18 protein-coding genes and 1 pseudogene are annotated in these 19238 nt (G+C 43.8%); 9 read left to right on the forward strand and 10 right to left on the reverse strand.

Annotated features, from left to right (window positions below; translation table 11 throughout):
- Nucleotides 1-5: 5 nt before the first annotated feature.
- The 5 genes and pseudogenes from IP485_RS12750 to pilG form a co-directional block, all read right to left on the reverse strand.
- Complete coding sequence (locus IP485_RS12750; protein WP_198327543.1) at nucleotides 6-875, reverse strand: CheR family methyltransferase; 870 nt, start codon at nucleotides 873-875, stop codon at nucleotides 6-8.
- 153 nt (nucleotides 876-1028) lie between these two features.
- A pseudogene (locus IP485_RS12755) lies at nucleotides 1029-2102 on the reverse strand (methyl-accepting chemotaxis protein); the annotation flags it as partial.
- A 516-nt stretch (nucleotides 2103-2618) separates the two neighbouring features.
- A complete protein-coding gene (locus IP485_RS12760; RefSeq protein WP_194364613.1) occupies nucleotides 2619-3149 on the reverse strand; it encodes a chemotaxis protein CheW in 531 nt (176 codons plus the stop codon).
- A gap of 3 nt (nucleotides 3150-3152) precedes the next feature.
- Nucleotides 3153-3515, reverse strand: a complete 363-nt coding sequence (locus tag IP485_RS12765; RefSeq protein ID WP_198327547.1) for a response regulator — start codon at nucleotides 3513-3515, stop codon at nucleotides 3153-3155.
- A gap of 173 nt (nucleotides 3516-3688) precedes the next feature.
- Nucleotides 3689-4066, reverse strand: a complete 378-nt coding sequence (gene pilG / locus IP485_RS12770) for a twitching motility response regulator PilG (RefSeq protein WP_194364611.1) — start codon at nucleotides 4064-4066, stop codon at nucleotides 3689-3691.
- 637 nt (nucleotides 4067-4703) lie between these two features.
- Here pilG and IP485_RS12775 point away from each other — a divergent pair.
- From IP485_RS12775 to IP485_RS12805, 7 genes are all read left to right on the forward strand, one after another.
- Nucleotides 4704-5969 (forward strand): HlyD family efflux transporter periplasmic adaptor subunit, encoded by a 1266-nt coding sequence (locus IP485_RS12775; RefSeq protein WP_198327549.1) that lies wholly within the window; start codon nucleotides 4704-4706, stop codon nucleotides 5967-5969.
- A 313-nt stretch (nucleotides 5970-6282) separates the two neighbouring features.
- Nucleotides 6283-7005 carry a response regulator transcription factor gene (locus IP485_RS12780; RefSeq protein ID WP_194364609.1) on the forward strand — a complete coding sequence of 241 codons (723 nt, stop codon included), beginning with the start codon at nucleotides 6283-6285 and terminating at the stop codon, nucleotides 7003-7005.
- Nucleotides 7006-7101: 96 nt separating this feature from the next.
- A complete protein-coding gene (locus tag IP485_RS12785; RefSeq protein WP_198327551.1) occupies nucleotides 7102-9240 on the forward strand; it encodes a sensor histidine kinase in 2139 nt (712 codons plus the stop codon).
- A 400-nt stretch (nucleotides 9241-9640) separates the two neighbouring features.
- Nucleotides 9641-10411: a methionine ABC transporter ATP-binding protein gene (locus tag IP485_RS12790; protein ID WP_198327553.1), complete on the forward strand. Its 771-nt coding sequence runs from the start codon at nucleotides 9641-9643 to the stop codon at nucleotides 10409-10411.
- A gap of 19 nt (nucleotides 10412-10430) precedes the next feature.
- Complete coding sequence (locus IP485_RS12795) at nucleotides 10431-11117, forward strand: methionine ABC transporter permease (protein ID WP_198327555.1); 687 nt, start codon at nucleotides 10431-10433, stop codon at nucleotides 11115-11117.
- Nucleotides 11118-11337: 220 nt separating this feature from the next.
- Entirely contained in the window at nucleotides 11338-12303 is a 966-nt protein-coding gene (locus IP485_RS12800) for a MetQ/NlpA family ABC transporter substrate-binding protein (RefSeq protein ID WP_198327557.1), read from the forward strand.
- Between the two features lie 344 nt (nucleotides 12304-12647).
- Nucleotides 12648-13496, forward strand: coding sequence for an aldo/keto reductase (locus IP485_RS12805; protein ID WP_198327559.1), 849 nt, complete (start codon nucleotides 12648-12650; stop codon nucleotides 13494-13496).
- Nucleotides 13497-13597: 101 nt separating this feature from the next.
- Here IP485_RS12805 and ccmE read toward each other — a convergent pair whose 3' ends face one another.
- From ccmE to ccmA, 5 genes are all read right to left on the reverse strand, one after another.
- Entirely contained in the window at nucleotides 13598-14098 is a 501-nt protein-coding gene (gene ccmE, locus IP485_RS12810) for a cytochrome c maturation protein CcmE (RefSeq protein WP_198327561.1), read from the reverse strand.
- A 289-nt stretch (nucleotides 14099-14387) separates the two neighbouring features.
- Entirely contained in the window at nucleotides 14388-14609 is a 222-nt protein-coding gene (ccmD, locus tag IP485_RS12815) for a heme exporter protein CcmD (RefSeq protein WP_194364602.1), read from the reverse strand.
- A gap of 16 nt (nucleotides 14610-14625) precedes the next feature.
- Nucleotides 14626-15414, reverse strand: coding sequence for a heme ABC transporter permease CcmC (ccmC, locus tag IP485_RS12820; protein WP_198327567.1), 789 nt, complete (start codon nucleotides 15412-15414; stop codon nucleotides 14626-14628).
- 192 nt (nucleotides 15415-15606) lie between these two features.
- Complete coding sequence (locus IP485_RS12825) at nucleotides 15607-16284, reverse strand: heme exporter protein CcmB (RefSeq protein ID WP_194364928.1); 678 nt, start codon at nucleotides 16282-16284, stop codon at nucleotides 15607-15609.
- 114 nt (nucleotides 16285-16398) lie between these two features.
- Nucleotides 16399-17028: a heme ABC exporter ATP-binding protein CcmA gene (gene ccmA / locus IP485_RS12830; RefSeq protein WP_194364927.1), complete on the reverse strand. Its 630-nt coding sequence runs from the start codon at nucleotides 17026-17028 to the stop codon at nucleotides 16399-16401.
- A 161-nt stretch (nucleotides 17029-17189) separates the two neighbouring features.
- Here ccmA and IP485_RS12835 point away from each other — a divergent pair, with 161 nt between their 5' ends.
- Together IP485_RS12835 and IP485_RS12840 are read left to right on the forward strand one after the other, a co-directional pair.
- Nucleotides 17190-18269 carry a hypothetical protein gene (locus IP485_RS12835; RefSeq protein WP_227686546.1) on the forward strand — a complete coding sequence of 360 codons (1080 nt, stop codon included), beginning with the start codon at nucleotides 17190-17192 and terminating at the stop codon, nucleotides 18267-18269.
- Nucleotides 18270-18299: 30 nt separating this feature from the next.
- Complete coding sequence (locus tag IP485_RS12840) at nucleotides 18300-19142, forward strand: YbjN domain-containing protein (RefSeq protein ID WP_198327570.1); 843 nt, start codon at nucleotides 18300-18302, stop codon at nucleotides 19140-19142.
- Nucleotides 19143-19238: the final 96 nt, after the last annotated feature.

Here is a 19238-nt window from a genome sequence, read left to right on the forward strand (position 1 = left end):
CTTATTTAGGCACTAATTTTTTGCCACACATTAACCTGTGGGTGCGCAATACGGCGCATATTTGAAGGACGCCAAAACAGCGCCTCACCTGGAGCCAATACAATATATCCCTCTAGCGCACACTGTTCTGATAGACGTGCCAAAATATCACGCTGATCAAATTTTCTAAAATACAACAACATATTTTGGCAGATAATCACGTTTTGCAGATACGCTGTGGGTGGTCGGTGTTCGATAATATTATGTAAAGTAAAACTAACATGCAATTGTAAAGTAGAGGCAATTTGCCAATGCGGCTGCATATTATCCATCATTGACACAGTAGAGGAGTGATTGGTATTTGAACGCTCTATCCCACTCTTAACAGCTAACGGCTGGATAAATTGCTGACAATCTGCTGGAATTAAAGACTGCTGCCTTCTATCATATTGACCCAAGCGGGCGTTTCTGATGGCTTCTTCACTGACATCCGTTCCTAATATTTCATAGTTTGGCAGCTGGACTGCTGCCAAACTCATGGCCACAGACCAAACCTCTTGACCACTTGCACAACCCACACTCCAAATACGAAATACGTCGTCAGTATCCTTGACACTAGCTTGATGTTGCAAGGCGCATTTTTCGACAAAATCGATAGAAGGCTTGTGACGAAAAAAACGGCTTTCATGAATCAAAACTTTGTCTAGCAAGTGTTGGCGCAGTTCATGATTTTTTGGTAATTGGCACCACAGCTGCGCGGTCGTTAATTCATGCGATACTGCGGTATGCTCAATCGCATTTTTGAACCACTGCTGCTGTATGTTCGGCAGGATAAATCCGATCTCTCGCTCTATATAGCTTTGCCACTGCTTTACACCAAAACTGTCGTTTTCCATTACAGTATCATCCAAGGAAAGATCGACTGTCTTAATCGAGTGCCTATCTAATACCAACTATGACACTCATCATGACTTCAAGAGCAAAAAACAGTACGATTCATCAAGATAGTTTCAAAATCAAAAATACTTGTTGGAGATTTGCTGTCTGTATTAAACACTTGCTGACAATCCACTTTCAGCTGCTAGCATATCATGCGCCAACATATCATCATCATTAGTTACTTTAAAACCAGTCACTGACTCTTGTAGTGCTGCAGCCATCTCACTCAGCTCACCGATAGAACGAGCGGTTGCCATCGTACCAGAGGATGTCTGTGAGGTAATATCTTGGATAATATTCATCGTATGAGAGATATGACCCGCAGACTCAGCCTGCTGCATTGCTGCGTTTGAGATGTTTTGAATCAAGTCTGCCAAAGTGTTAGAAACACTCTGTACTTCCTCTAGTGCTTCCCCTGCGTCTTTTGCTAGACGGGCTCCGCGTACCACCTCAGAAGTCGTTGACTCCATTGACATGACGGCTTCGTTGGTATCTGCCTGAATGGTTTTTACCAGTGTTTCAATCTGTTTGGTGGCGTTTGCTGAACGCTCAGCCAGACGCTGAACCTCATCAGCAACAACCGCAAAGCCTCGCCCTGCTTCACCTGCCATAGAGGCCTGAATCGCAGCGTTCAATGCCAAAACGTTGGTCTGATCAGCAATATCGTTAATCAAACCGACGATGTCACCAATTTCTTGCGAAGACTCACCCAAGCGTTTAATACGTTTTGAGGTTTCTTGAATCTGGTCACGAATTACGTTCATACCTTCGATAGAACGCTGTACAACCTCAGCACCATTATGAGAGATTGCAACTGAACGCTGTGCAACCGTTGCAGACTCTGACGCATTGTTTGAAACTTGGTCAATTGATATCGTCATCTCATTGATCGCCGCTGACACACCAGCAATTTCTTGTGCTTGATGCTCAGAGGCTTCAGCCAGCTCAACCGCATTCATCTGAGTCTGATCTGAGGACTGCGATACTTGGTTAGCCGTACTGTTAATAACTAGTACCAATTGGCGCAATTGGTCAATTGCAAAGTTTACCGAGTCAGCGATCGCCCCTGTAAAGTCCTCTGATACGGTCGCATTAACCGTCAAATCACCTTCTGCCAAATCACCCAACTCATCAAGCAGACGTAAGATTGCGATCTGGTTACGTTCGTTTTCTTCTTGAATCTGACGAGCACGCTCAGACTCTGCTTCGGCTTCTTGACGGCGGCGTAAGGTTTCTTTTTCAATCAGTAAGCGCTCTGAGCCACCACGTTGTCTGAGCAACTGGTATGAGGCAAACAAAATACCCAACGCACTGACGGTGAAAATAGCAACTGGCAAAATAACCGATTGGCTAAAGTTGCCAAAATACTGACTCACTGATGATAACGAGTTAATCAGCCAAATCAGACAAGCCACACTCAATATGGCAAAAAGACCCAATAATAGCTTCCACGTATTATCAGAATTTTTGTTATCTGCCGCTGTGTTGGCCATGCCATTTACAGGTTTTCTTATAACATCACTCATCTTGCATATTCCTTTCAAACCATCATCAAAGTCTTATCGTGTCTGACTTTGACAATCTTATTGTTATCGAAACAATGATTAGCAAAGCCTGTATAAATGCTGACATGCCACTGCTTTATGTCAGTCGCTATTATTCTGTCACTGCTCAGCAGACAAATATTCTATTGCCTATTGTTATATTGCTGCATCTGCATACTGTAGATCTTGTGCGAGCAAGCTTGGCATAAAGACATACCACTCTTGTTCTGCTTTAAGAAATTTACCATGATTATAAGGGGCAAACGGCGAATCATAATCGATGGCCTCTGCACGGTATTGCTCACGAGTGAACTGTTCGATACCCAGCACTTGATCAACCAACAATCCTGACAAAACATTGTTATATTCAACAACAATCACTTTGCGTTGGCTCATTTGTGGCACTAGGCTCGGAACCTGCAAAAAATCGGCCAAATCCGTGAGTGGTAATAGACGACCTCGGATATTGGCAATACCGAGCATCCAAGACTTGACTAGAGGTAAGCTTGTATATTCTGGCATGCTCAAGACTTCTGATACTTGACCCATAGGCGCAACCAGTCGTTGCCCACCGATCTCAAACACCACGCCTTGCCAATCAAACGCTTGTCCACCGCGGCGGCCACCTTTGCGCGCGCGTGCCAAATCTGCTGAACGCAGAAGCTCAATAAACCCTCTAGAAGCCACGAGTTACTCCATCACTGTACGAATCATATTGACCAATCTATTTTCATCAACTGGTTTGTTCATGTATTCTTTGGCACCTTGACGCTTGCCCCATACTCTGTCCGTCTCTTGATTTTTAGTGCTAATCATAATGACTGGAATATGAGAGGTGGTTTTGCCTCGGGTGATTTTTCGCGTTGCCTGAAACCCATTCATTTCAGGCATGACCACATCCATTAAGATGACATCTGGCAGGTGATCAACCGCCATCTGGCAGCCTTGCTCACCATTAGTGGCTTCCAATACTTTGAAATGATTCTTGGCAAGCATATCGCGAAATTTCGCCATTTCTGATGGCGAATCGTCAATGACTAAAACAGTAGTCATAGAAATTTCCTTTGTTTTCAGATATCCGTAAGGATATATTCATATATTATTGGGACAGTACAATTGAAAGTAGTATCTCAAAACTGACTGATACGATAAATTCCCTAACATTCGTTAGTTAGAACTCGTCATCAATTGTATGAATTAATCGACAGATTGCTATATATACTCGACTAACGGTACTGATTGATGGCATCAAAAAGCTCATCTTTACTAAATGGCTTAGTCAAGTACTCATCAGACCCGACAATACGACCACGGGCTTTATCAAATAAACCGTCTTTTGACGACAACATGATCACTGGTTTGCCAGCGTAATCAGGGTTATTCTTTATCAATGCACACGTCTGATAACCATCTAAACGTGGCATCATAATATCGACGAAAATAATATCTGGGTTATTATCGACAATTTTTGCTAACGCATCAAAACCATCTATGGCAGTGACTACCTCACAACCCGCTTTTTGTAATAAGGTTTCTGCAGTACGGCGTATGGTTTTTGAGTCATCGATAATCATTACTTTCAAACCAGCAAAATTATTTTCCATTATCATTGTCCTATTAACGACTATTTATTCGTAACACTATCTGTCAATACAAAGTTTTAACAGTCATCTTAGTTTGTGACATCACTTATTATTGGATCGATACGAACGGTTGAGTTTGTATTATAAAGTGTTATGACAGCGAATATCTTGTTTATCAGTAATTGCCGTCAAACGAATCACAAATATCAGCTATACCCCTACTTTGCCATCATTCAGCTCAATAAGTGAGCGCTTTATAGCTATTCGTGCCCTTTATTGGCACTTACTATCTGCCATATTCGAACAAAGACTACTGCTTTCAGAGCATTAAACGTGAGCAAGGCATACTGTTTTTATTGTTTTTACATTATATAGAGTCAATATATACCTTGCTGTATAATTTTCTTTTGTAATAAAAATGTAGTGGTATATTTCATTATGTTGTTTTAGCACAGTTATTGTCTATTTTCCAGCTATTAGTAAATTAATGTTCAAACTCGTAAGTACCATAAATAACTGTCTTTATTAGAAAAACCACTGTTTGTTTCAATTATTTGATATCAGCTTTTAGCTCTCTTGACTGTAGCACTAGTGCATAAACATTTCGTCATACCTCAATTCACTATATAATAAAATGATGACTATAATGGTGACGGCGATGACAGCTTCTACACATATAAGAACTTATATCAATAAAAGAAAAGGCCTCTGTGTATTCATCGCTTTGCTGCTAGCAGCGTGTCAGCCATCCCCACCTAAAGACGTGCCCTCAACCATCGAAAACGAAGCCATCGTAGAGACGCCACTTGTGATTACGAGTGATAGCGTCACGATGACATCAGAACAGATATTGAGTATCAAGCCTACCCGCTATCAGCCAAGTCTTGGATTGCAAGGCCATATCGAACCTATCAGACAAACCAGCTTTGTTGCTGCACATCCGCTCAAAGTAGAAAAGGTGCTGGTCAAAAAAGAACAATGGGTAGAAAAAGGAGCGCCCCTATTTATTGTCAAACGACTGAGTGCAGTGGACGAAACCACCAAAGACAATTCAACCGTAAAAACGTCAACTCAGAACGATCTAGCAACCAATGATAGTACTGACAGTAATGACGTGACATCTAATAGCCCGCAAAAGATTGGTGTCAGTCAAAACGCTGCTCCTGATAGCGACATCACTGCTCCCAAAAATACGACTGCTGACAGTAAAATTATATCAAAACCAAAAACAGCGACAGATAACACTGATGCTAGCGATAGGGCTGCGCGCAGTATCGACGATGCCAAAAAATCCTCCCCCTCATTTGACTTGATCACCGTTCGTGCCAGCTTCTCAGGCCGTATCGAAAATCTATATGTTAAACAAGATGACCAGTTAGACCCTCGTACCACACTGCTGCAACTGAGTGACGAAACCAAATTGCATTTTATGGCGACGCTTCCTATTCAAGCAAAGCCGCAACTGTCGGTTGGTCAGACAGTCAATTTTACTACTGAAGGCTTGTCAGGTCAGTTTACTGGGCAAGTGAGCAAGCTAACAGCCACCCGTCAGCCAAAAAAGCTCTTGGTCTATGTCAATGTCATCGATAATGAAATGAGCCGTGATAAATTACAGCCCAATATGAAAGTGACAGGACGAATCAATTATGGTCAGATAGAGGTGGGTACTATCGTGCCTAAGCACGCGTTGCATGATGTCGACTTGACAGAATTACAATCACCACCCTATATGCCCCTAAGCCCGCTTACCGCAAATGTGTGGATTATTGGACAAGATCAACTTTTGACACGCCAACCCATTGAAGTAGTCGAGTACGATCCTACAACGAAACAGTATTTAATCGCTGGTGTGAGCAATGACAGCTTAATTTGCTTGGCTGACTTACCCCTTGATTCTAAAGGTAAAAAAGTCATCGTCTCATAGCAATTAATAGTGACAGTTACATTGCGTAGAAACATTAACAAAGCCTATCTTGTTTTGTAACAGCATAATTAGGCAATATGGCGGTATCATATATAACAATAACCGAGTATTTTAAACGATTTATGTTTTTTCGAGCGGTTCCTATTAATGAGCCAATCGTGTTTGAGAGTTTCATATTTTATAGGTTTGAAAACATAGAGGCTTAAGGATTTAATGGCTAAAAGTATCCAGTTCTTCGGTATATTTACCGATAATTAGATCTTATGGCACGTTCTATCCTTAGCAAACCATAACAACAACTAAAGGGTATCCCATGAGTAAGCAAATTTTATTGATTGAAGATGATCCGGATTTGGCAGAGTTGATCAGTGATTATCTCACGATGAACTACTATGATGTGCATCATGCAGGACTGGGTCAAGAAGGTCTTGAACTACTAGACACCAAAGAGCGTGGTATTGATTTGGTCGTGCTTGATCTGATGCTGCCTGACATGGATGGTATGCAAGTGTGCCAAAAAATCCGTGGCAACAAAAACAATATGACCAATAAAGTACCTATTATCATGCTGACAGCAAAAGGTGATACCACCGATCGCGTGCTCGGTCTAGAGATGGGTGCAGATGATTATATTTCTAAACCTTTTGAGCCACGTGAGCTATTGGCGCGTATTCGCGCTGTAATCCGTCGTCATGAGCAACCAAATCAAGCGGACAGTCAGTCGGACAGCCTAACTTTTGGGCGTTTGAGCGTCTTCCCTGATAGCCATGAGGTCACCATTGATGATGAAGCTGTGCGCTTGACGACGCATCAATTTCAGCTATTACATTATTTTGCTACCCATTCTGGCAAAGTGCTCAATCGTGAACAATTATGGCAAGCAATGCCAAATGACGACAGTTCAGACAATATTGACCGCGCTATCGATGTCCATATTTCACGTCTGCGAGCTTTGATTGAAGACAACCCACGTCAGCCAAAACGCATCATCACAGTACGCGGTGTGGGTTATCAGTTTGCCACTGACCAAGTCTAACCGTATTAAATGATGGAATAATGCATAAAAACTACGTAAACTCCAATTGTATGCGTCAATATCAGCATTCAATAATAGGGTCATAGAGATTATTTAATGCAGCAATTGGGTTTTCGTTCCGTTTTTGCCAAGCTATTTGCCAGTGTCATGCTGGCACTTATCTTGTTTGCAGTTGCCATGGTGCTCCTGACTCAACTTGTCCATGACAAGGATGCAGGCATACGATCGGAGATACTCGCTACACAAATCTTGGGACAAATTGACCCATTTCTGCATGAGCTCAATATCTCTATTGGCAAAGACAATCGCTTACAGTCACGCTTTATGCTTGCTGTTGTCAAAAAAAGCTTTGACATCTTTGATGAGTCCCTACAGGCAAAAATGGGCTTGTACGACAGCGAAGGTCGGTTGCTCATGCAAACGGACAACAGTGATTTACCATTAGCCCTACCGCCTACCCCTTCTTTATTCTCACGCGTTTTCCCTTCTTTTGCAGAGACCTCACCGACCAAACAAGCTCAAGTGTCTAGCAGCACCGGTTATACCTTGCTGTACGAGTCTCGTCTGACGCCCAAAAAACCGGTACTCTCTGCCGCGCTCAATCTGTTTACTGGTACGCTGCTATTACTCGTTATCATGGCAGGTGTATTATGGCTGATCGCTCGCACGATGACATGGCGTATCGATCAAATGAGTCAACAGATGGCACAGTTGGGTGATGGCGACTTTACAGTGCGAGTCAATGCTCGTGGTAATGACGAAATTGCCTCGCTCGCGCGTGGGTTCAACCAAGCGGCCCAAAAGATTGAGCACCTTGTTGATGCCAATAATTTACTGCTAGCTCACGCCTCTCATGAGCTACGTACGCCCATCACTCGTATTCGCTTGCAGATTGAGATGATGGATATGTTGGCTGCTGCGTTGCCCTCTGATACTAAGGCAAAGTTCGACAAACGCGCGCACGCCATCACTCGAGACCTGTCAGGACTCAATGATTTGGTAGAGAGCATATTATTGGTCAGTCGTATGGATGCAGGTCACGCACTGCAGCAAGTTGAAACCCTAGATCTATATGACCTCGTCAATCAAGAGCGCCAACATTATCCTGAGGCCACCTTAATTGGGGAACACATCGTTATAGATGGACAGTCCTCGATGCTGACACACCTCATTCGCAACTTGCTCACCAATGCGATGCTACACGGTAAACCGCCTGTGACGGTCTTGCTATATGGGATTCAGACCCTTGATGAAGCAGGGACTGTCCCTGACTATTTGTTGCAGACCGTGCTATCTAGCAGCTTTGCTGATTATAACAGCCTAGATTTTGATTCCTATGATGAGCAAACTGACATCAATATTAATAAAAATCTAGTCTCTCGCTCTGAAGCACATACGTCTCAAGCACTGGCTGATAAAAACAAAGCGGAATCAATAGCGGCTGATCAAGAGCTATTAGCGCCACCGATTTACAAGAATGGCGAAAATATCATTTTTGATACTGATATGGATGTTGAAAATGGCTTATATTCTGAGTCAAATGAAGGTCTATTAGCAGTGCCTCTGTCTGGTCATGATACCAGCAATAATAAAAACTCAGATAATATCAAACACTCGACAGGCAATCACAGCCTATTGGACAGTACGCTAACAGATAAGGCAAAAGATGCTTCATTGTTTGCCAATTATCAAAACTATACCAGTGAGCTCGCTGACAAAATTAAAAAAGTCATGTGGCGTGTTGTTCCAGATGGTGCAGTAACGTCAAAATCTGATGGTACAGCGACAGAATCATCAGACATTGCCGTTAATCAGAACATGCCTATTCCTACAGTCGATACGGCACAAAAAACGCCGAAACCAACGACTGACAATACTACTAGCAGAAACAATGCCACAGAAAGTGACAGCTCAGGTACATCACGCAAAGAAGGCTTATTTGCTAAGCACATGAAAAAAGCCAAAAATGATGCCACGCCACCATTACCAAAATATGTTGTACTGGCAGTGATTGACGAAGGCACAGGCATTCCTGAGGGCAAGCGCGAAGAAGTATTTAGTCCATTTGTGCGCTTGCAGCAGAAGAATAAAGGCTCAGGTTTAGGTTTGTCTTTGGTTTCTCAGATTGTCACTGCCCATCAAGGACGTATTATCACTGATACGCTCAACGGTCATACACGATTTTTGGTTACCATACCTGTCAAACACGACCCTCATTACAACTATCATGAATAGGGCATAACGATACTTTCAATGATGCTTGCAGCGACACTTATGACAAAACGTGGGCAAGGTTTTTGGTGCTTTTCCCGATAGATGATAGTAAATAGGTTATGAGTCCTTAAACCAACAGCACTACATTTTATAAATTAAACCCGTCATACTCTGTATAGTCTGTGATTGTTAGTCCATCCGCGCAAGCCTCCCTCACTTAATCACGATTCATCATAAGCCCTTCACGTATGTGCATATCCAAAGTGCTGGATAATATGCTATATTACCGCCCCTTATAATAGGGTTATAGACGGTTGTGTTTAATGGGCCGCTGACTATTGGTCGCAGTTTAACCATTAATAGTAAGCGCTTAACAGCACGTTTATGACCATAAAAAAAATTATTGAATCTTGAGCCCTCCATGAATGACATGATTGTCTTAAACGATGTGACCAAAAGTTTTTTAAGCGACCGATCAATCAAAGACAAAAACGGCAAACCGCATTGGTTTACAGCTGTTGAACCCACGTCGCTCGCGATTAAGCAAGGCGAAATCTTTGGTCTGATGGGTTATTCAGGTGCGGGTAAATCCACCTTACTGCGCCTCATCAATATGCTTGAGCGCCCAGATTCGGGACAAGTAGTCATAGACGGTACGGATTTGACCACTTTATCAGCCAGTGAGCTACGTATTGCCCGTCATAATATCGGTATGATTTTTCAGCAATTCAATCTGATGTCCAATCAGACCGTTTTTGACAACGTGGCATTCAACCTCAAGGTCTCAGGGTATCCAAGTAGTGATATTCATAAGCGGGTCATGGAATGTCTAGAGATTGTCGATTTAACGGATCGCGTTGGTCACTATCCTGCCCAATTATCAGGGGGACAAAAGCAGCGCGTCGGTATTGCAAGAGCCATTGCACCGAGTCCCAAAGTGCTACTGGCTGACGAACCAACCAGTGCGCTTGATCCTGCAACCACGCGCAGCTTACTCACCTGTTTACGTGACATCAATGAAAAACTGGGCGTGACTATCGTTATCGTCACCCATGAAATGAGCGTTATTCGTAGACTTTGTGATCGTGCAGCACTATTGCATCAAGGGCAACTATTGGAAGTTGCTGATGTAAAAGATGGTCTGATTCAGGCAAATACCCCGATTGGCCAAGGCTTAGTGCAAGAAGACTAATGAGGCAGGAGAAATAAATATGTTAACTGATAGTGGATTATCCGCCTCGATAGATAAGCTGTTTGTCTTGCGCAAAGAGATTATCAACGCCTTTATTGATACGTTTATCATGCTCGGCATCTCAACGACAGTAGCTATCATCATCGGCGGGCTGTTTGGCGTGTTCTTATTTTTATCGAGTGACCGACAGTTTTTACAGAACAAGACCCTATATGGTGTACTTGGTGGCATTACCAACTTTATGCGCGCCTTCCCATTTGTCATTTTGATGATTGCCATGAGCCCGTTTACCAAGGCCATCGTTGGTACAGGTATTGGCCCGATTGCTGCGTCACTCGTATTGGCAATTGCGGGTTCGTTTTATTTTGCCCGTCTGGTCGAGCAAAACCTACGTGAAGTACCGCGTGGTATCATTGAAGCGACTGAGTCGATGGGTGCACGCCCTTTTACGATTATCAAAGTCCTGCTGAATGAAGCACGCTCAGGGCTGGTGCTTTCTGTGACCATCCTCTGTATTAGCTTGCTTTCTTACTCGGCAGCCGCTGGTATGATTGGCGGCGGCGGACTAGGTGATTTGGCCATTCGTTATGGCTATTACCGTTATCAAACTGAGGTCATGATTTTTATCGTGATTGTACTATCAATCATGGTCATCTCGATTCAAGCCTCTGGTAATTGGTTCGCCAATCGTTTGGACAAACGCTAAAAGCATCATGACATAGCAAGCAGTCTGCTGCTAATAGGATATGAATAATAGGTAGATCTTAGCGCCAATTCATCATAAGTAAAATGCTTGACTTTGTTACTGAGACCCTTTAATTTTGACACCAAATAACCAACCGTTAACTTAGCAGCATTACTGTCCCTAATGTTGCTTTTTTAGTGGTCAAACATTTTTGTTCCATCACCCTTAATAAGGAAGTTCCATGAAATTAACAGATATCAGCCGTCAGTTAGCCACTGCATTTGCCGCAGTTGGTGTATCAGGCCTAGTTTTGGTAGGTTGCAGCAACTCATCAGCACCAGAAGCGACCAAAGAGCCAGTAACCGAAGGCGCAACTGCAGAAACTGCCGCTAGCGATATCGATCCTGACCATACCAAAATCATCATCGGTACAACCGAAGGCGATTTCGCTGATATGGTACGTAACCAAGTAAAAAGCTCACTTGAAGCTCAAGGCTATGAAGTTGAACTGATTGCCTTTACTGACTATGTGCGTCCTAACCTTGCATTGGCTGAAGGCGACTTAGACATCAACATCTTCCAGCACAAGCCTTATCTTGATAATTTCAAAAAAGAAAACAATCTTGATCTAGTAGAAGCATTCCAAGTACCAACGGCTCCGCTTGGCATTTACTCAGGTAAAAAGACCAGTCTTGATGCGGCGTTCAAAGGCATGAGTGTCTCTGCGCCAAACGATCCAAGTAACTTTGCACGTGCTTTGGTTATGATGAACGATCTTGGCTGGATTAAGTTAAAAGACAACATCGATCCATTGACAGCATCAAAAGCAGATATCGCTGATAACAGCAAATACGATATCGAAATCGTTGAGTTAGAAGCGGCTCAGTTACCACGCGCCCGTGATGAAGTTGACTTTGCTGTGATCAACGGTAACTACGCCACTGACGCTGGTATCGAATTGACTGATGCTTTGTTCCAAGAGCCTAGCTTTGCTTATGTGAACTGGTCAGCCATCAAATCTGCCGATGTTGGTAAAAAATGGGTTGAAGATGTGACCAATGCTTATAACTCAGAAGCGTTCAAAAAGTATGCTCATGAGACGTTCCCTGGCTACAAATATCCAAAAATCTGGGGCGGTGATCAAGGCGCACATACGGATACCGCTGTTAAAGCTGAGACTGCCGAGCCTGTAGCAGCTGCTCAGTAAGACTTTCTGTAAATGATGAATACCTGAATATAAGGGTATTGTGATTATAGAGACGCCCATCGCGCTAAGTGATGGGCGTTTTTTATGGTCTCAGTTTTAAGGTAATTGAGGCAATTTGGATATCGAGTACAAACCTCTCTCATCTTCAAAATCACGTTACAGCCTGTTTGTCCTTTGTAGGAAACCGTCACTCCCCCTTCCCCTTAGCCTTCGTTTTTCTTATAGTGGACAAGCTCGATAGCGAATTGTTAATGAATTGATAGTGGCTTACTAGCTACATCTCGCTATTGCTGACATTTAAAATGAATTAATAACTATAAGATATAAATAACAAGGATAATAATATGAGTGCTAAAAAATACAATATTCGTACCGCTGGACAAGCAAATATCCCTATCTTAGGCTTGGGTACGTGGCAATCTACCGGACAAGACTGCGTAGATGTCGTCAAAAAAGCGTTGCAAATGGGTTATGAGCATATCGATACCGCTCAAGCTTATGGCAACGAAAAAGAAGTCGGTGAAGGCATCAGACAGTCAGGTGTGGCTCGTGATAAGTTCTTTTTGACTACCAAAATATTTCCAGACGATATGAAGTTTGAGCCAGAGAAACTGGTGGCAGCAGCGAAACGTTCTTTGGAAGATTTAGGTACAGATTATGTCGACCTGTTACTACTTCATTGGCCTGATGATCGTGTGCCATTGGCCGAGACCATTCCTGCGCTGTGTGAGCTACAGAAACAGGGCTTGACGCGTCATATCGGTGTGTCTAATTTTAATATCGCCAATATTATTGAAGCCGAAAAATACGCAGATGTGCCAATTGTGGTCAACCAAGTAGAGTTCCATCCTTTTATTAAGCAAAATACATTACAGACTTTTTTGAACAATCATCATATCTTGCTAGAAGCCTATTCACCGCTAGCGCGTGGTGATGTGTTTGATAATGATATTATTAAAGGCATTGCAGAAGCACATAATGTCACGCCAGCACAAATTTCATTGGCATGGATTCTATCGGACAAACATCGTGTCGCGATTCCAAAAACGTCTAACCCTGACCACTTGCAAGGCAATTTAGACGCGATTGATGTAAAACTGAGTGCAGATGAGCTAGAACAAATTGGTAAGCTAGCACGCTCAGATGGTCGTAAAATTGCACATCCTGACTATAGCCCTGTTTGGGATGACTAATAGCATAAATAAGTACGATTAGCTGATTAGCTAAACGTAGTCCACTAAAAAAGCCACCGATAATCGGTGGCTTTTTTATATGGTATAAAAACTCATAGTTTTTACTGCTGTAAGGTTTCAGTCTCATGAAGCTTTTGGGCAGGATTGTATTGCTCAGAAGAAGGAGTGGCACTATTACGATTGTTTTCTTTCATTGATTTAGCAACCTCTGGCGGCATGTAGTTTTCATCATGCTTTGCCAATACTTCACCAGCCACAAAGGTATCTCCCTGCATCTTACCTGTAGCGACGACGCCAGAATTTTCGGCAAACAAATCTGGCAAGATACCTTGATAAGTCACTGGTACTGTCGATTGAAAATCAGTAATCGCAAACTCTACATTTAAAGGGTTGTTTGCGGCACGCTGCACACTGCCAGCGACGACCATACCACCGGCACGGATACGCTTATCTTGCGGCGCTTCACCTTTAGCGATGGCGGTTGCATCAAAGTAGTAATCAGTCTGCTGCCCAATTGCATAAAGAACCAACACCACGGCTATCGCAGCCCCTGCAAGCGTAAACATAACCCACATCAGCTTTTTGCGACGAACTGCATTCATACCACTACCTCATTGATGAGTCACTATTTTATAGACTCTAACCGCTCTTATATACATTATCGTAAACAGGCCATCACGCGCTATAAAATAGAAAATATTAAAGAAACTACCATTAGAAAAACGTTTTAAAAACATCGTTCTAATCGTACTCTTCTAATGTCTATATGATAGCATTTTTCGGATAAATCAATCTGTAAGCGCTTAGTGATAAAAGCATGAAATGAAAACACTCATTTACCTTTAAATAAGCATTATCTGGTACATTAAATTTTTGATGTTGGCATGGTCTTTAATCGAGGCGCTTGGTTGCGGGTGTCGTTGTTTTGGTCGTGCGCTGTGCCTGACGTGCTTGCTGGATAGTCAGCTGCTTGATCAAAGCTTGCCTTTGTCTACGGCTATACACAACGAAAGCCAGCATCACGCCAACCGTAATCGCCCAACACGACCACACAAACACCCCATGCTTACCCATGGCGATGAACTCAGATACGCTATAAAAATAAGGCTGCATAATAGGTTCCTAGTCGTTATTTTTGTTGACCACGAATGTATTCTTTGACCCATGCTTTGCCTTGATCACGATACAGGATTAAAGTGTTGGTACGATAAATTGCCAATGTCGCGACCAGTAAATAACTGCCAATAATCATCAATAACAGTGGCAGCCACATGTCTGCTGACATCTTTGGTGCGGCTGTCAGACTAAAGGTCGAGCCTTGGTGCAAGGTATTCCACCATTGTACGGAGTACTTGATAATAGGTAAGTTCACCGCGCCCACGATAGATAGAATAGCGGCCGCTTTGCCACGATTGGCCGTGTGCTCAAATGCGGCAAACAATGCCATCACACCAGCGTACAAAAACGCCAAGATAAGCATGGAGGTGAGACGCGCATCCCACACCCAGTAAGTACCCCACGTCGGCTTTGCCCAAATAGACCCCGTCAGCAAGCTAATCACACACAGCAAAAACCCCATTGGGGCAAGCGCCTGTGCAACAAGGCTGGCGGTCTTTATTTTCCAGACCAAGTAAATTACCCCCAACATAGCAAGGGAGAAGTAGATAGAGATGGCAAGGCTGGCAGCTGGCACATGGATAAATATAATGCGGTAGCTATTACCCTGAAGATAGTCAGGCGGCGCAAAAGCAAGGCCCCACACGCTACCGATGAGCAAGAAGAGACTGGCTAATATCGCAAGCCACTTGACCCAAGGGCTAAAAATTCGAAAAAACTGCTTGGTACCCACAGTGGTCAAGAAGCCCTGCCAAATGCGCTGCCACAAGCTAGGAGATGAGACGTTGTTCAGATTGGGCATGGGAATGAACCTATTACACAGCTTACTGGTGATAACCGACAGAGCATACAGCCGCTCTTAGATCAGCGTACCGACTGGCGTTAAACACTGGATAAAATTTACAATGCGCGGTTTACGTATTTGAGGGGCTATTATAGCAAAATTGCCAGTTTTCACCATGATGTTAATGCAATGGGTTTGGACGACCGCGTTTTAGTTCAACCATGACATTTTTAGGGTCAAGGCAATCACCCATGGCATCACTAAAACGGAGAGTATGCTCCCTGCCAGTAATAACGCCAAAATAGGCAAACCATTAAGCCCAGTCGCAAATAAATCAACCGCTCCAGTGGCAAATATCAATACAGGTAGTTGCATCGGCAAAGCAATCAATGGCACGAGCACAGCGCCGTTTTTTAGCGACAATGTCAAGCTACTAGCCACGGCCGATAGCATCAGTAACATCGGACTGCCTGTCACAATAGATGCCATCAATATCCATGCCTCAAACCAGCTAAGCTGAAATAAGGGCACCGCAAGTAAGCTGAGTGCCGCCACAATCCCACTACTAAATATCCAGTGAATCACCAACCTAATCAGTACCCATAATGGTAATGATGCCTTTGCAACAACGAGCTGTGCGAGCGTGCCATTGTCAAGCGCAGGCTTAAACAAACCGTCGACACCCATCACCAGTGACAACAATGCGGCAATCCACACCGCTGATACACCAAGACGCTGCAACAGTGCAGGCTCGCTACCCACAGCGAGTGGAAATAGCGTGATAATGACTAAGAACAATACCAATGGATAAAGCCATTGCACTGCCCCTTGCTGTTTCACTTGCCATTCGCGGCGCCACAGCTGCATAAACCCAATCGCCCGCGGCATCGTTGTGATAACGCGTGGTTTATTATCCGCAGCAGCTATTGGGCGGGTTTGCATCGGACTGTCTGTCATTATTGGTCCTTTCACCTATACCGAGTGTATGAGCGCCTATTAAACTTATATCATGTAATCTGACAAATCGAGTACTTGATTAGCCACGCCCACTGCCTGATGACTAGTCGTCAATATCGCACCGCCTGCATGAGCAAAGTCGTGTAACCGCCTCTCCATTCGTGCCACCATATCGACATCTAGCGCCGTAAAAGGCTCATCCAGTAGCCACAGCGGTGTCACATCAGGGGTAAGTAAGTACAATCGTGCCAGCGTGATACGCCGCGTCTGTCCAGCAGACAGATGACTTGAGCTGATTGTCTCAAATCCTTGTAGCCCTACCCAAGTGAGCGCATCATCGATATCGCTAGCGCTTGGGTTAATACCGTATAAATTTAATAAAAATATGAGGTTTTGTGCTACCGTTAGATCTGGATGAATACCTAACTGGTGTGAGACATACAAAGGCTGAATGGGCAAACCTGCCTGCCCTTGATATGAGACTGTGCCTGTCATGACAGGCAATAATCCTGCCAGCTGCATCAATAGCGTGGTCTTCCCCGTACCATTGGCACCAATCAGATGACAAATGCTACCGGCAGGTAGCTGCAAGCTGACCGCTTCGCACAGTGGTATCTCGCCGCGTTGAACCGTCAAGTCGGCAAGTTCAAGTATAGACGTCTCTAGAACCGTCATCACAACCTCTGGTTATTTATAAAGCGGCAGTCAATATTCATCACAAATACAGACAATGTTCGTGGCATAATACCTTATCTATGACACAACCGCACAGTATAACAAATTGTCGATTACTGTAATCTGAAAACTATAACTTCAAATATATGACCTCAAAATCTATGCAGACTTTAACAGATAGCCAAAACAACATGACCAATGACACAACTGATGCAAGCTTGTTAAAAGAGCCATCAACCCGTCGTTTCACGATAGATAGCTTGATCGATGCGCAAGTTGGTTTTATGCAGCAGTGGCTGCACGAGCAAGCTGAGCCACTGGCGATGGAAGCTTGGCAATGGTTTGGCGTACAGCCATTCAGCAAATACATCAGCAGCGAGCATTTGCAGCATTTGATGAAAGACTGGCTACTAAATCAGTCAATGACGGAGGTGATGCGCACCGATATCCGCGATATTTTGCACACCCTTATTTATCATCCCGTTAATGATAATGTACCGCTGTCTGAGCTGGTCGATGATACCCAAGTCGAAACTCTCGCAAGCTATATCGGGAGTCATGAGCAGCAGCGCAATATCCTGATTCATACCCTCGTCGGCAACGAAACTTTTGCGGATTTATTGACCCAAACGCTCCACCACGCTATCAATGACTTTATGGAAACCACGCTAGACAAGGCGGGTGGCGTTGGTAAATTGATGAAGCTGGGGCGTAGCTCTTTCGAAAAAGCCACCAATAGAAATCTTGATGAAAAACTGCAAACCTATTTGCACCGCAATATCAAAGATTTGACGCGCAAAGCCGAAGCCAATGCCCAAGCACATCTGTCTAATGAGGAAGTGGCGCGTCTGATGGTCATGGGCTGGGATCGTATCAAAGATCAGCCCATCAGCGAGCTGCAGACGTATTTGAGCGATGAGCCAGGTAATAGCAGTATCGACCATATCGAAGCCAGTATTCAGCAAAGCTACAACCGTCTGCGCGTGTCCCCCTATCTGCACAGCTTGGTATCAGCGAGCATTGACACTTGGTATGCCAATCATGAGTCTGACACGATGGCGACCATTGCCGCAAGCTTGCATATTGACGAAGCGGCTATGAAACAATGTAGTACTGCTCTGCTGCCTATCATGTACGATGCGATTGAGACGCCGTGGTTGACCGCTCATATTCGTGAGATGCTAGAAGCGTTTTATACGCAGCCGAGTATCCAAGAAGGCCTAGCGCTCAATCAAAATTAACTTGTAACCCTTACTTGTCAGCATAATATTATGAGTCAACATAACAAACTCAGCTTATGGCAAAAAATAAAACGATTTCTGACTGCGTCAGCACCGCAGTCAGTGGTTGATCTTACGAGTAGCAGTGCACCAGTACACTCATCATCCACTGATGCCGCTAATAGTGAATTTGATAACACCATAAAACCGTTGACTGAGCTGCCTGACCGTTATGTCGATCATAATACGTCTGCCGAGTCTGAACCATCTGCCCTTCATAATAGCGAGCAAGCGCAAACAGATACGCTTGACCTAAATACAGACACGCGAAGCACTGAAGCACAAGACCATAGTGATACACCTATCGTCGATTGTTTAAAGCAATATTTTAATGCCAAACAATGGCACTATACGCATTATAGACCCAAAGCCAAAGACCGCACCAATGACCGTCCACAGTCCCATCATTTATCCTTAAGAATGCGGCATAAGCAAGTAAACTGCGGATATCTGTTTCGGGTTCAAGAACAAAACAAATTACTGGCCATTTATGGCATTTTGCCATTTTTGATACCCGAGAGTCATCAGAGCGCCGCGATGCTACTTATCACACAAATCAACTACGACATGCTGATTGGCAATCTAGAAATGGATGTCAATGATGGCGAGGTACGCTACAAAAATGCGATCGATGTCGAAGCGGTCGGTATCGATAATGATATTATTGAGCATTTATTACAAAGCGTGGTGTCGATGACCACGGTCGCCAACGAGCTGTTTGGTAATTTGATTAATAATCAAGACCCAGCTGAAGACATGCAGTCGTTACTGGCAGACCTACGTCAACAGTCGGATGCGCGCACGTTCTTTTTGCCGACTCAGTTTGTTCAATAAGCCGATTTTTATTCATGCGGCTTTTCGATAAGTCAGTTTATCCAGAAAGCGACGACTAGCGTTCGCTCTGACCGCGACCTTAGCCCGCTCGTCCAC

This window comes from Psychrobacter sp. NG27, from assembly GCF_016106655.1.
Taxonomy (GTDB): Bacteria; Pseudomonadota; Gammaproteobacteria; order Pseudomonadales; family Moraxellaceae; genus Psychrobacter.